The 12,201-nt window shown below is 67.8% G+C and carries 14 protein-coding genes; 7 read left to right on the top strand and 7 right to left on the bottom strand.

Annotated elements, in window-relative coordinates; all coding sequences use genetic code 11:
* The first annotated feature begins 161 nt into the window (after positions 1-161).
* Complete coding sequence (locus L632_RS0116705; protein ID WP_028714291.1) at positions 162-779, top strand: uracil-DNA glycosylase family protein; 618 nt, start codon at positions 162-164, stop codon at positions 777-779.
* On the top strand, positions 763-1,515 hold the full coding sequence (locus L632_RS0116700; protein WP_028714292.1) for an SseB family protein: 753 nt from the start codon (positions 763-765) through the stop codon (positions 1,513-1,515). Before L632_RS0116705 ends, L632_RS0116700 begins: the two co-directional genes overlap by 17 nt.
* A 75-nt stretch (positions 1,516-1,590) precedes the next feature.
* Here the strand turns inward: L632_RS0116700 and L632_RS0116695 are convergent, their stop codons facing one another.
* The gene (locus tag L632_RS0116695; protein WP_028714293.1) at positions 1,591-2,151 is read right to left on the bottom strand and encodes a DUF882 domain-containing protein; all 561 of its coding nucleotides are present in this window, start codon (positions 2,149-2,151) and stop codon (positions 1,591-1,593) included.
* A gap of 305 nt (positions 2,152-2,456) precedes the next feature.
* On the opposite strand from L632_RS0116695, the gene L632_RS0116690 reads away from it, so the two are divergent.
* The 5 genes from L632_RS0116690 (at position 2,457) to L632_RS0116670 (ending at position 7,369) form a co-directional block, all read left to right on the top strand.
* Positions 2,457-4,091 (top strand): murein L,D-transpeptidase, encoded by a 1,635-nt coding sequence (locus L632_RS0116690; RefSeq protein WP_232220992.1) that lies wholly within the window; start codon positions 2,457-2,459, stop codon positions 4,089-4,091.
* A gap of 26 nt (positions 4,092-4,117) precedes the next feature.
* Positions 4,118-5,212: a UDP-3-O-(3-hydroxymyristoyl)glucosamine N-acyltransferase gene (gene lpxD, locus L632_RS0116685; RefSeq protein ID WP_028714295.1), complete on the top strand. Its 1,095-nt coding sequence runs from the start codon at positions 4,118-4,120 to the stop codon at positions 5,210-5,212.
* 46 nt (positions 5,213-5,258) lie between these two features.
* Positions 5,259-5,519: an acyl carrier protein gene (locus tag L632_RS0116680; RefSeq protein WP_028714296.1), complete on the top strand. Its 261-nt coding sequence runs from the start codon at positions 5,259-5,261 to the stop codon at positions 5,517-5,519.
* A gap of 137 nt (positions 5,520-5,656) precedes the next feature.
* A complete protein-coding gene (locus tag L632_RS0116675; RefSeq protein WP_028714297.1) occupies positions 5,657-6,865 on the top strand; it encodes a beta-ketoacyl synthase in 1,209 nt (402 codons plus the stop codon).
* A 180-nt stretch (positions 6,866-7,045) separates the two neighbouring features.
* Positions 7,046-7,369 carry a 2Fe-2S iron-sulfur cluster-binding protein gene (locus L632_RS0116670; protein WP_028714298.1) on the top strand — a complete coding sequence of 108 codons (324 nt, stop codon included), beginning with the start codon at positions 7,046-7,048 and terminating at the stop codon, positions 7,367-7,369.
* 18 nt (positions 7,370-7,387) lie between these two features.
* On the opposite strand, the gene L632_RS0116665 is transcribed toward L632_RS0116670, so the two are convergent.
* From L632_RS0116665 to L632_RS0116640, 6 genes are all read right to left on the bottom strand, one after another.
* Positions 7,388-8,023, bottom strand: a complete 636-nt coding sequence (locus tag L632_RS0116665; RefSeq protein ID WP_028714299.1) for a TetR/AcrR family transcriptional regulator — start codon at positions 8,021-8,023, stop codon at positions 7,388-7,390.
* A gap of 84 nt (positions 8,024-8,107) precedes the next feature.
* Entirely contained in the window at positions 8,108-9,928 is a 1,821-nt protein-coding gene (gene typA, locus L632_RS0116660) for a translational GTPase TypA (protein WP_028714300.1), read from the bottom strand.
* A 75-nt stretch (positions 9,929-10,003) separates the two neighbouring features.
* Positions 10,004-10,159 carry a hypothetical protein gene (locus L632_RS24430; protein WP_156929530.1) on the bottom strand — a complete coding sequence of 52 codons (156 nt, stop codon included), beginning with the start codon at positions 10,157-10,159 and terminating at the stop codon, positions 10,004-10,006.
* A gap of 19 nt (positions 10,160-10,178) precedes the next feature.
* Positions 10,179-10,607 carry a TIGR01244 family sulfur transferase gene (locus L632_RS0116650; RefSeq protein WP_028714301.1) on the bottom strand — a complete coding sequence of 143 codons (429 nt, stop codon included), beginning with the start codon at positions 10,605-10,607 and terminating at the stop codon, positions 10,179-10,181.
* 114 nt (positions 10,608-10,721) lie between these two features.
* Positions 10,722-11,405 carry a phosphoglycolate phosphatase gene (gene gph / locus L632_RS0116645; RefSeq protein WP_028714302.1) on the bottom strand — a complete coding sequence of 228 codons (684 nt, stop codon included), beginning with the start codon at positions 11,403-11,405 and terminating at the stop codon, positions 10,722-10,724.
* Complete coding sequence (locus L632_RS0116640) at positions 11,406-11,957, bottom strand: thioredoxin family protein (protein ID WP_028714303.1); 552 nt, start codon at positions 11,955-11,957, stop codon at positions 11,406-11,408.
* Between the last annotated feature and the right edge of the window lie 244 nt (positions 11,958-12,201).

Here is a 12,201-nt window from a genome sequence, read left to right as displayed (position 1 = left end):
GGTTACGACACGAAATATCCGCCGCCGCCGGAACGCCCCGGCCGCGGCAGGCGGACAATATGTCCGGGCGCCCGCGCTGTCCACCATGGCGTGCAATGCTTTATATATCGTGAAGGGGCGCGGGTCTTTTTTGCCGGGCGCCGCGCGCCTATCTGGCGATCATGTCCTCTTCTGCCAGCCTTGTCCGCGAGATATCCGCCTGCCGGCTTTGCGCGCCGCGCTTCGCCCTGACCGCGACGGCGCACAGCCCGCGCCCGGTGGCCTGGTTCCGGCCCGGCGCACGCATCCTGATCGTGGGCCAGGCGCCGGGTATGCAGGTGCATCTGCAGGGGCGGCCCTTCGCGGACCGCTCGGGCGACCGGCTGCGCGACTGGATCGGCGTGCCGGCCGAGACCTTCTACGACCGCTCGCGCATCGCCATCGTGCCCATGGCCTTCTGCTTTCCGGGCTATGACGCCAAGGGCTCGGACCTGCCGCCGCCGCCGATCTGCGCCCGGACCTGGCGCGAGCGGGTGATGGCCGAACTGGCCCCGCGGCTGACGCTGCTGGTCGGCGGCCATGCGCAACGCTGGCATCTGGGCGCGGCGGCAAAGGCCGGGGTGACGGCGACGGTCTCCGGCTGGCGCGATCATGCGCCGCACATCTTTCCCTTGCCTCATCCGTCCTGGCGCAATACCGCGTGGCTGCGGCGCAATCCCTGGTTCCAGGCCGAGTTGCTGCCGGAGTTGCGCGCTGCCGTTGCCGCCCTGTTGAGAGAGCCCGATGACCCCGCTGGATGAGCTTTGCAAGGTTCCTTTTCACGAGGCCGACGCCCCCGCCCGCGCGCGCATCCTGTCTCGCCTGGCCGATACCGAGCTGTTCGCCGCGCTGGTGGCCGAGCCGGCCGGAGACCGTGCCGAGCTGCGGCTGTTCGACCTGCCCGAGGGCCGGTTTGCCCTGGCCTGCGACCGCGAGGATCGGCTGGCGGGCTTCGTCGGTGGGCCGGTCGCCTATGTCGCCCTGCCGGGCCGCGTCCTTGCCGCGGCCCTGGCCGAGGAGGGGCAGGGGCTGCTTCTCAACCCCGGCCACGGCTCGCAGCTGATGCTGGATGCCGAGGTGCTGGCCTGGCTGGGGCGGGCGCTTGCGGCGCGGCCCAGCATGGCGGGGGCCGAGGCGGCGCGGCGGCTGGGCGCGCCCTCGGCCGAGGCGGTGGCGCTGCTGGCCGAGCCGCTGGCGCAGCGGCTGGGCGACATGGCGGGGCTGGTCGGACGGCTGGCCCTGGTCGCGGCGGAATGGCGGGACGGGCGGCGCAACCACGCGCTGATCCTTGCCGGCGTCGATCCGGCGCATGAGGCGGCGGTCGCCAAGGCGCTGGCCGAATTGCTGGCCTTTCTGCCCGAACTGCCCGGCGGGGTCGATATCGGCTTCGCCGCGCCGGGGCTGCCGCCGGGCGCGCTGGTGCTGGAGCCGCCGCCTCCGGCGCCGGCGCCCGAGCCGCCGCGCCGCGATCCCTCGGCGCCGCCGCGGCTGCGCTAGCGCCGCGCGGGCAAACGAAAACCCGCCCCAAGGGGCGGGTCTTTGCGTGATCACCGCGATTTGACCGATCGCGAGTCAGGCGCCCCAATGGCGGATCGGACCGCAGTCCATATGGACGAAATTCGAGCGCGAGTATTTGCCGACGCCGCCTGCATTGCAGGCCGCCGCGGCCTTGTACATCTGCGAGACCGAGCGCGATTTCAGGCGCAGGTCGGCAGCCTTGCCCACCATGTGCAGCGAGTTCCTGGCCACGCCCGAGGAGCGCGAGCGCAGCATGGCATTGGTCTGCGGCGAGCGGTAGCCCGACAGCATCATGTAGGGTTCGTTGGTTTGCAGCAGCCGATGCGAGGCTGCGGCGATGTCGATCGTGCGCGGGTCGAAGCCGATAGCCTGGCCCGTCCGCCAGTCGCGCATGAAGATGTTGATTTCATTCAGGGCATCCCGGATATACTTGCCTTCGACCCAGTAGACGGTGTCGATGCTTTCGCCCGTGCGCCCCGAATACATGCGGATGCGGCGAATGTCGCCGGCGCCCCGCAAAAGTCCGAAGGCATTGGCCATAACCGGCGCTGCTGCCACCGTCGTCGCCGCGAAGACACCGAGGATGCCCCGACGCGAGATAGTTTCAAACGTCATGTCAGATCGCCTGTCCTGCTTTCGTTGTTTTGCCGCCCGTTGAACGGCACGCCCCGGTTTAGCCGGGACCGGTTAAGAATATGTCACCAGCGCGCGAGCCGAGGGAAGCTTTTCGTTCCATGCGCGGCGGAGTTCCGCCATTCTCGGCAAAAATCCGCCGACGATAAGCCGATTCGGAACCGGAGCCCAAGTTTTTGCGCGGCCGTGCCTGCGCTGCATCAGTGACGCAAGAAAAAAACGCCGTTCGCTGGACCGGAATCGTTGCCGATGCGAAGATTTCCGTCACAGAGAAAAGGATGCGTTCCGTGCCACTTTCCGGGTTGATTCGTGCGCTGGTTGTTCTGGCGGTGCTGGCGGTGCTGCCGCGCCCTGCCGTGGCGCAGGGTCTGGACGCCGCGCCCGTGGCCGCGCTTCCGGCGCCGCGGCTGGCCTTTTCCGAAGCCGAGATGCGCCTGGCCGAGCGGGTCGCCGCCCATCCGGGCCTGGCGGATTTCTACGGCAGCAACGGGCTGAAGCCGGTCTTCCTGGGGGCAGGGGGGGCGGCGCGCCGCGCCGCGCTGATCGAGGCGGTGGAACAGGCGGCCTCGCACGGGCTGTCGGCGGGCCGCTATCGTCCGGCCGTGCTGCGGCAGCTCGACCGCGACGGGGCCGGGACGGTCGAGGCCGAGCTTCGCTTCGCCCGCAGCTTCGCCGATTGGAGCCACGATGTCACCGGCGGCATTCTCGATCCGCGCCGGGTCGAGCCGGGCATCAAGCGCGAGGTGCAGCGCCCGCGCACCGGCGATCTGCTGCGCGCATTCGCCCGCGCTGCCGATCCCGCCGCGATGCTGGCCGGCCTGCCGCCGCAGGATCCGCGCTACGAAGCGTTGCGCCAGGCGCTGGCCCGGCAGTCGCGGCTGGTCGCGCCGGCCGATGCGCCGCGGGTGCCCGAGGGGCTCTGGCGCGAGGGGATCAGCGATCCCGCCGTCGCGGCGCTGCGCGTGCGTCTGGCCTCGGTGGGTTTCGCCGCGCCCGCCACGGGTAGCCCGCTGACCTTCGACGCGCCGCTGGCGCAGGCGGTCGCGGCCTATCAGCAGGCGGCCGGTCTGCCGGCCGATGGCGTGGCGGGACCGCGCACCGTGGCACGGCTCAACCGCGGCACCGGCCCCGAGGCCGAGGCGATCCTGGTCGCGCTGGAGCGCATGCGCTGGATGGCCGGCCACGACCTGAACGCCCGGCACGTCTGGGTGAACCTGCCCGAGTTCAACGCCCGCATCTACGAGAACGGGCAGGAGGTGTTCGAGACCCGCGTGGTCATCGGCAAGGCCAATCGCGAATTCGAGACGCCCGAGTTCAGCGAGACGATGAAATACATGGTGGTCAATCCGCGCTGGAACGTGCCGCGCTCGATCACCGTCAAGGAATACCTGCCGCGGCTGCAGGCCAACCGCCATGCGGTCGGCCATCTCGACGTGGTGGACGGGGCGGGCAATGTCATCCCGCGCGACCGCATCGATTTCCGCAAGTATACGGCCAGGACCTTTCCCTACCGGATGCGGCAGAAACCCAGCGACGACAATGCGCTGGGGCAGGTCAAGTTCATGTTCCCCAATCCCTGGAACATCTATCTGCACGACACGCCGACCAAGCATCTGTTCAACCAGTCCAGCCGCGCCTATTCGCATGGCTGCATCCGCGTCGGCCGGCCCGTCGACCTGGCGCATGAGCTGTTGAAGGGTCAGGTCGAAAGCCCCGAGGCGGTGTTCGCCAAGGCGCTGAAATCCGGGCGCGAGACCTATCTGAACCTGCGCCCGCCCGTGCCGGTGCATCTGGTCTATTTCACCGCATTTCCGGACCAGACCGGCCAGATCCGGCGCTTCCCGGATATCTATGGCCGCGACGCGCTGGTGCATGCGGCGCTGGTGAAGGCCGGGCTGGATTCCGCGGCCGGGGATGAATAGATGAACCCCGAAGCAAGGGGAAACGCATGACACTGACCATCGCCGAACTGGCCCGCGCGCTGGATGCCCGCCTTTGGGGCGACGGCGGCCTGATCGTCAACGGCGCGGCCGAAGCCGGGCAGGCGCGCGCGGACCAGATCGCGCTCGCGACCTCGCCCGCCTATGCCGAGAAGCTGAGCCCCGGCGGCATGGCCCTGCTGGCCGAGGGGACCGACCCCGAGGCGCTGGGGCTGCGCGCGGCCATCCTGGTCGGGCGGCCGCGGCTGGCCATGGCAGGGCTGACCCGCGCCTTCGATCCCGGCCCCGGCATCGCGCCGGGCATCCATGCCAGCGCGGTGATCGACCCCACGGCCGAGCTGCCCGAGGACGCCGCCGTCGGCCCCTTCGTGGTCATCGGGCCGCGGGTGCGGATCGGGGCGGGGGCGCGCATCGCCTCGCATGTCTCGATCGGCGCCGATACGGTGATCGGCCGCGACGCGCTGATCCATCCCGGCGTGCGCATCGCCCATGGCGTGACCATCGGCGACCGGGTGATCCTGAACCCCGGCGTCTCGCTGGGCGCGGACGGGTTTTCCTTCGTCACGCCCGAGAAATCCGGCGTCGAGGAGATCCGCCAATCCCTGGGCGAGCGGGCCGAGATCCGCCAGCAGCACTGGACCCGCATCCATTCCCTGGGCGGGCTGGAGATCGGCGACGATGTCGAGATCGGCGCCAATTCCACCGTGGACCGCGGCACCATCCGCGCCACCCGCATCGGCCGCGGCACCAAGATCGACAACCTCGTGCAGGTCGGCCATAATTGCCTCGTGGGCGAGGATTGCCTGCTTTGCGGCCTTGTCGGCGTCGCCGGCTCGGCCCGGATCGGCAACCGCGTGGTGTTGGGCGGGCAGGTCGGCGTCTCGGACAACATCTTCGTCGGCGACGACGTGATCGCGGGGGGCGCGACCAAGATCTTCACCAATGCCCCCGCCGGCCGGGTGCTGCTGGGCAGCCCGGCGGTGCGGATGGAAACCCATGTCGAGGCGCAGAAGAACATCCGCCGCCTGCCGCGACTTTATGCGCAGGTGGCCGAGCTTCGCGAAACTGTTAAGAAACTGCTCGACAAGGACGGTGCAGAATAGCATTTCCGCAGGCAAGCGTCTGCGACCGGACAGAACGGAGGCCGAGATGACAGAAATCCGCGACCGCATCATCCAGATTGTCGCAGAGCAGGCGATGCTGGACCCGTCCGAGCTGAAGCTCGAGATGTCGCCGCAAGACATCGGCATCGACAGCCTGGGCCTGGTCGAATCCATCTTCGCCATCGAGGAGGCGTTCGACATCTCGGTGCCCTTCAACGCCAACGAGCCCGAGAAATCCGAGTTCGACATATCGAGCCTCGGCGCCATCATCGGCGCCGTGGAAAAGCTGGTCGCTGAAAAGGCATGAACGCCAAGAAGAACAAGGGCGAGAGGCCGCCGAAATCCCCGCGCAAGCCCGGCAAGGTCAAGGGCAAGGTCAAGAGCGCGACCAAGATCGCCCGCACCGTGCTGGGCCGGGTCATCATGGGCCGGCACGGCAACGGCATGCGCCGCGTCGCCATCACCGGCATGGGCACGATCAACGCGCTGGGGCGCGACGTGCCCTCGACGCTGGAGGCGATGCGCGAGGGCCGTTGCGGCATCGGCCCGCTGGAGTTCCGCGATGTCGAGCGGCTGGCGATCCGCATCGGCGGCCAGGTCCGCGACTGGGAGGCGGAGACCTATTTCAACCGCCAGCAGATCGTCCTCTATGACAAGTTCACCCAGTTCACGCTGCTGGCCGCGCGCGAGGCGGTGGCGCAGTCGGGGCTGGTCTTCGAGGGCGAGCTGGGCCTGCGCGCGGGCGTGGTCCTGGGCACCGCCGCCGGCGGCATGAACACCTGGGACGAGAATTACCGCACCGTCTATGAAGAGGGGAAGAACCGCGTCCATCCTTTCGTGGTGCCGAAGCTGATGAACAACGCCGCCTGCTCGCATCTGAGCATGGAATACGGGTTGCTGGGGCCCAGCTTCACCGTGGCCACCGCCTGCGCCAGCTCCAATCACGCCATGGGCCTGGCCTTCAACATGGTGCGCTCGGGGGCGGCGACGGTGATGCTGACCGGCGGGTCCGAGGCGATGCTGTGCTTTGGCGGCGTCAAGGCCTGGGAGGGGCTGCGCGTCATGTCCAAGGATGCCTGCCGGCCGTTTTCGGCCACCCGCAACGGCATGGTGCAGGGTGAGGGGGCGGGCGTCTTCGTCTTCGAGGACTGGGAGCATGCGGCGGCGCGCGGCGCCGATATCCTGGCCGAGGTGGTGGGATTCTCGATGTCGGCCGATGCGCAGGACATCGTCATGCCCTCGGCCATCGGCGCCGAGCGCACCATCACCGGCGCCATGCTGGATGCGCATATGCGTCCCGAGGAGGTCGGCTATATCAACGCCCATGGCACCGGCACGGCGGCGAACGACAAGACCGAATGTGCCGCCGTCGCCCATGCCTTCGGCCATCATGCCGACCGGCTGATGATCTCCTCGACCAAGTCGATGCATGGCCATCTGATCGGCGGTACCGGCGCGGTCGAGCTTCTGGCCTGCATCATGGCGCTGCGCGACGGCGTGATCGCCCCGACCATCGGCTATGAGGAGCCGGACCCGGAATGCGCGCTGGACGTGGTGCCGAACGAGGCGCGCGAGGCGAAGGTCGAGGCGGTGCTGTCGAATGCCTTCGCCTTCGGCGGGCTCAATGCGGTGATCGCGCTGCGCAAGGTGTGAGCCTGGCGGGGGGCTCTGCCCCCCGCGCCGCGCCTGCCCCTCGACGGGGCAGGCGCGGCGCGCCCCCCGGGATATTTGGGCAAGAAAGAAGCCGGAGAGGTTCGTTCCAAGGGCAATGCCGGGGCTTTTCTCTGCCGGCGCAATGACCTATCTGCGGAGGGAAGCGCAAGGAAGGCACCCATGGCCAAGATCACCTATATCGAGCACAACGGCACCGCCCATGAGATCGACGTCAAACCCGGCATGACCGTGATGGAGGGCGCACGCGACAACGGCGTTCCCGGCATTGACGCCGATTGCGGCGGCGCCTGCGCCTGTTCGACCTGCCATGCCTATGTGGCGCCGGATTGGGTCGACCGGCTGCCGGCCAAGGAACCGATGGAGGAGGACATGCTGGATTTCGCCTGGCAGCCCGATCCCGAGCGGTCGCGGCTGACCTGCCAGATCAAGGTGACGCCCGAGCTGGACGGGCTGGTGCTGCATCTGCCCGAGCGGCAGATCTGACCCGCCCGTGGCCCGCCTTCAGGCGGTTGCGCGGCTTTCGGGCGCGTTGGCCCTGACCAGGTTGTCCATGAACTCGGTGAATATCCTTTCGGCGAGTTCGCGGGTCGAGCGGGGATCGCCGTCGAACCAGGGATCGGTGCTGCGGGTCAGGAACATCATGTTTCCCCCCTTGACCAGGCAATGCAGCATCATGGTCAGGATTTCGACATCCGCTTCCTCGGACAGGATGCCCAGCCGCTGCGCCTCGCTGAACTTGCGGTGATAGAGGTCGCGCATCGAGCTGGTATAGCGATGCAGCGCGCTGTCGGGCCGGATGGCGCCGTTCAGCCCGTTCACCAGCAGCCGGAACAGGGTCGGATTGCTCTCGGCCCAGTTCAGGTAGCTGTGGCCGATCGAATGCATCTGCGCGATCGGGTCGCCGGTATCGGCCTCAATGACCCCTTGGCGCAGAGCATCGTTCAGCAATGTGACCGCGTGATAGATCAGCCCTTCATGCAGCTCTTCGGTCGAGCTGAACATGGTGCGGATCTCTTCCGGACTCGCATCGGCGCGTGCCGCGAGATCGCCCGGGTCGGAGGGAAGGTGACCGGTTTCCTCCAGGTGCTCCTGGGCGGCGAAAATCAAGGTCTGATAAATATTGCCCCGGCTTTCCATCAGCCGCTCCCGAACCATTCGTCTCAAATCTATCAGACTTCCGACAATGCGGAAGTCTGTAATCTAATAGAAAGGGAGATAAATTCAGCCTTCGGCGCGGGATTGGCGCTTGCGCTCGTGCGGGTCCAGGTAGCGCTTGCGCAGGCGGATGCTCTTGGGCGTGACCTCGACCAGCTCGTCGTCGTCGATATAGGCGATGGCTTCCTCCAGCGACATGCGCACCGGGGGCGTCAGCCGCACCGCCTCGTCCGTGCCCGAAGCGCGGACGTTGGTCAGCTTCTTGCCTTTGAGCGGGTTCACTTCCAGGTCGTTGTCGCGCGAATGCTCGCCGATGATCATGCCCTGATAGACCTGTTCCTGCGCGCCGATGAACATCTTGCCGCGTTCTTCCAGGTTCCACAGCGCATAGGCCACGGAGACGCCGTCCTCCATCGAGATCAGCACGCCCTGGCGGCGGCCCTGGATCGGGCCCTTGTAGGGCGCCCAGCTGTGGAAGATGCGGTTCAGCACGCCGTTGCCGCGGGTGTCGGTCATGAACTCGCCCTGATAGCCGATCAACCCGCGCGAGGGCACATGCGCGACAATGCGGGTCTTGCCATGGCCGGCGGGCTTCATCTCGACGAGGTCGCCCTTGCGCGCCCCGGTCAGCTTGTCGATCACCGCGCCGGTATATTCGTCGTCGACATCGATGATGGCTTCCTCGATCGGCTCGTGGCGCACGCCGTCGATGTCGCGGAAGATCACCCGCGGGCGCGAGATCGACAGCTCGAACCCCTCGCGGCGCATGTTCTCGATCAGCACGCCCATCTGCAATTCGCCGCGGCCCGAGACCACGAAGGCGTCGCCGCCGGGCGTGTCCTCGACCTTGATCGCGACATTGGTCTCGGCTTCCTTCATCAGCCGCTCGCGAATCACCCGCGACTGCACCTTGTTGCCGTCGCGGCCGGCCAGCGGGCTGTCGTTGATGCCGAAGGTGACGCTGATGGTCGGCGGGTCGATGGGCTGGGCGGGCAGGGCGGTCTCGACCTCCAGCGCGCAGAGCGTGTCGGCCACCGTGGCCTTGGACATGCCGGCGATGGTGACGATGTCGCCGGCCACCGCCTCGTCGATGGGCTGCTGGGTCAGGCCGCGGAAGGCCAGCACCTTCGAGATGCGGAACTGCTCGATGCGCTCGCCGTCGCGCGACAGCGCCTTGATGGTGTCGCCGGGTTTCGCGCGGCCGGCCTCGACCCGGCCGGTCAGGATGCGGCCGATGAACGGGTCGGCGCCCAGCGTGGTGGCCAGCATCTGGAAGGGCTCGTCCTGGCGCGCGATCTGCTTCGGCGCCTCGACATGGCGCAGCACCAGGTCGAAAAGGGCCGACATGTCCTTGCGCGGCCCGTCCAGCGTCTCGTCGGCCCAGCCGCCGATGCCAGAGGCGTAAAGATGCGGGAAATCAAGCTGCTCGTCGCTGGCGCCCAGGTTCGCGAACAGGTCGAAAACCTCGTTCAGCGCATTGTCCGGGTCGGCGGCGGGCTTGTCGACCTTGTTCAGCACCACGATGGGCTTCAGGCCAAGCGCCAGCGCCTTGGAGGTCACGAATTTGGTCTGCGGCATGGGACCTTCCGCCGCATCGACCAGCAAGCAGACCCCGTCCACCATCGACAGGATGCGCTCGACCTCGCCGCCGAAATCGGCGTGGCCGGGGGTGTCGACGATGTTGATGCGGGTGCCCTTCCACTCGACCGAGGTGGCCTTGGCCAGGATGGTGATGCCACGCTCGCGCTCGATGTCGTTGCTGTCCATCACCCGCTCGGCCACGGCCTGGTTTTCGCGGAAGCTGCCCGACTGCTTCAGAAGCTGGTCGACCAGCGTGGTCTTGCCGTGGTCGACATGGGCGATGATCGCGATATTGCGGATGTCCATAGGGGGCCTTTATCAGAATTTGCGCCCCCGGTAACGCAGAGGGGCGCGAAAGGCCAGCGTCAATCGCAAATGACGTCAGCGCAGGCCCAGAAGTCCCAGGATGAACAGCACCACGACGACGAGGCCGACAAGATAGATGATCGAGTTCATGGCAATTCCTCCCTTGGGCCTGCCGGGCGGGCGATCCGTCCGGTCGCGGGCTGCGGCATGGTAACCCGCCGGGCTGGCCAAGGTTCCAGCCCGATATCGGTCAGACGTCCTGGCGGGCCAGGGATTCGAGCAGCGGCCGGACGCCCGACAGGTCGTATCCGGCCCGCGCGGCGGTCTCGATCAGGTCCTCGACCGGCTCCTGCCCGGCGCGCGCCAAAGCCCAGAGCACGGTCGAGCGGTTTCCCGAGCGACAATAGGCCAGCTTGGGACCCGGCGCGGCCAAGGCCTCGGCCTGGGCCGTGATCATCTGCGGCGTGATCTGGCCGGGGGTGAAGGGGTTGAAGTGATAGTCCAGCCCGGCCGCCTCGGCCGCCGCGCGCATCGCCTCGTGATCCTCGTCGGGGCCGACCTCGTCATCGGGGCGGTTGTTGATCAGCACGCGAAAGCCCGCCTCGGCCAGCGCCGGCAGATCCTCGGGACGGATCTGGGCCGAGACGGCGAGGTCGGGGGTCAGTTGACGCAGGTCCATGCGGGGCTCCTTGGGCGTTCGGTCGGGGGCGTTCGGTCGGGCCGGAGTGGCGGCATGCGGCGACGGATCGTCCCGTTTCGCCGCGCTGTCAAGCGCCGCGGCACGCCGGCGATCCTAGCCGACGGCCGAGGCCTCTTCGACCAGCAGCGGCAGGCGGATGAAATCGTCGAACGTGCCGTGATGCGCCAGCTGCTCGACCGGCGTCTTGCGATAGCCGCGGGTGAACAGCAGGAAGGGCACGCCGGTATTGCGGGCGCATTCCTCGTCGAATTCGCTGTCGCCGACATAGACGCCGCGCGGCCTGTCGGGATCGGCGCCAAGCCCGGCAAAGGTCGCCCGCAGCGGCGCCGGATCGGGCTTGCGCTGCGGCAGGGAATCGCCGCCGATTACCATGCGGAACAGCTGGGCGATGCCGAAATGGTCCAGGATCGCCCGCGTCGGCCCCAGCGGCTTGTTGGTGCAAAGCCCCAGCGGATAGCCGCGATCCGCCAGAACCCCCAAGGCCTCGGTAACATTGGGATAAAGCCGGGTCAGGCCGGTGGCGTCGTGATAGCGGGTCATGAACGAGGCGACCAGATCGCGATGCGCCTCGACCGGCAGCGCGGTGGTGGCGATCACCCGGCGCCAGAGCAGATCGACGCCGCCCCCGACGAAGCCGCGGACCTGGTCCAGCGTCAGGGGCGCGACGCCATGCAGACGCAGCACCGCATTCACGCAGGCATGGATGTCGGGCACGCTGTCGATCAGCGTGCCGTCAAGGTCGAAAACCACGGGGCGGGGGGCAAAGCAGATGGTCATTCACGCCTTCCATTTGATCGAACAGCCCATCGAGGGCACCTGTTCGCGCGGACCCTGCCCGGTTTCGGCGATCTGCGCCATGGCCTCGAACAGGTCGCGCCGCGCATCCGGCGGCGCCGGGTTGCGGCCCGAGGCGTCCAGCCGGCCGCGATACTGCAGCTCGCCTTCGGCATTGTAGCCGAAGAAATCCGGCGTGCATTCGGCGCCATAGGCGCGCGCGATGTCCTGGCTTTCGTCATAGAGATAAGGAAAGGTGAAGCCGTGCTTCAGCGCCTCGGCCTTCATGTGCTCGGGCGCGTCCTGCGGATATTCGCTGACGTCGTTGGCCGAGATCGCCACGACGCCGATGCCGCGCTGCTGCAATTCGGCCGCGTCGCGCTGGATGCGGTCGATGACGGCCTGCACATAGGGGCAATGGTTGCAGATGAACATGACCAGCGTGCCGCGCGGTCCGGCGATGTCACGGAACGAGACCAGATGCCCATCGGGGTCCGGCAGGGTGAAATCCGGCGCCTTGGCGCCAAAATCGCAGACGGGAGGACGAACGGCCATCTGATTTCCTCGGGTTGCGGCCTTTGCCTGTCAGGGCAGCGGAAGGCGGTGGATTCGCCCGTGCAGACTAGGATGCGCAAGCGCGGAAAGAAAGAGGCGCCGACCTACACGACGCCGCCATGCTGCAATGGTTTCTCGCAGGCCACCCTGTGGCGGCATTGCTCGAACAGCTGCACCGCGGCTGAGCAACAGTCTTCCGGGCCAGCGCCAGCGCGCGCTTGCCCGGTCGCTTCTGGCGCAGAGC

The sequence above is a fragment of the Paracoccus sp. J39 genome (genome assembly GCF_000518925.1).
Lineage (GTDB): Bacteria > Pseudomonadota > Alphaproteobacteria > Rhodobacterales > Rhodobacteraceae > Paracoccus.
The sequence above is the reverse complement of the archived record's forward strand: the minus strand, read 5'-3'. Positions and strand labels throughout refer to the sequence as shown.

What these genes read in the sequence shown, in the direction of transcription:
- L632_RS0116705 (WP_028714291.1), top strand. Translation starts at nt 162, where the DNA reads ATGTCCTCTTCTGCCAGCCTTGTCCGCGAGATATCCGCCTGCCGGCTT.
- L632_RS0116700 (WP_028714292.1), top strand. Translation starts at nt 763, where the DNA reads ATGACCCCGCTGGATGAGCTTTGCAAGGTTCCTTTTCACGAGGCCGAC.
- L632_RS0116695 (WP_028714293.1), bottom strand. Translation starts at nt 2,151, where the DNA reads ATGACGTTTGAAACTATCTCGCGTCGGGGCATCCTCGGTGTCTTCGCG.
- lpxD (WP_028714295.1), top strand. Translation starts at nt 4,118, where the DNA reads ATGACACTGACCATCGCCGAACTGGCCCGCGCGCTGGATGCCCGCCTT.
- L632_RS0116680 (WP_028714296.1), top strand. Translation starts at nt 5,259, where the DNA reads ATGACAGAAATCCGCGACCGCATCATCCAGATTGTCGCAGAGCAGGCG.
- L632_RS0116675 (WP_028714297.1), top strand. Translation starts at nt 5,657, where the DNA reads ATGCGCCGCGTCGCCATCACCGGCATGGGCACGATCAACGCGCTGGGG.
- L632_RS0116670 (WP_028714298.1), top strand. Translation starts at nt 7,046, where the DNA reads ATGGCCAAGATCACCTATATCGAGCACAACGGCACCGCCCATGAGATC.
- L632_RS0116665 (WP_028714299.1), bottom strand. Translation starts at nt 8,023, where the DNA reads ATGGAAAGCCGGGGCAATATTTATCAGACCTTGATTTTCGCCGCCCAG.
- typA (WP_028714300.1), bottom strand. Translation starts at nt 9,928, where the DNA reads ATGGACATCCGCAATATCGCGATCATCGCCCATGTCGACCACGGCAAG.
- L632_RS0116650 (WP_028714301.1), bottom strand. Translation starts at nt 10,607, where the DNA reads ATGGACCTGCGTCAACTGACCCCCGACCTCGCCGTCTCGGCCCAGATC.
- gph (WP_028714302.1), bottom strand. Translation starts at nt 11,405, where the DNA reads ATGACCATCTGCTTTGCCCCCCGCCCCGTGGTTTTCGACCTTGACGGC.
- L632_RS0116640 (WP_028714303.1), bottom strand. Translation starts at nt 11,957, where the DNA reads ATGGCCGTTCGTCCTCCCGTCTGCGATTTTGGCGCCAAGGCGCCGGAT.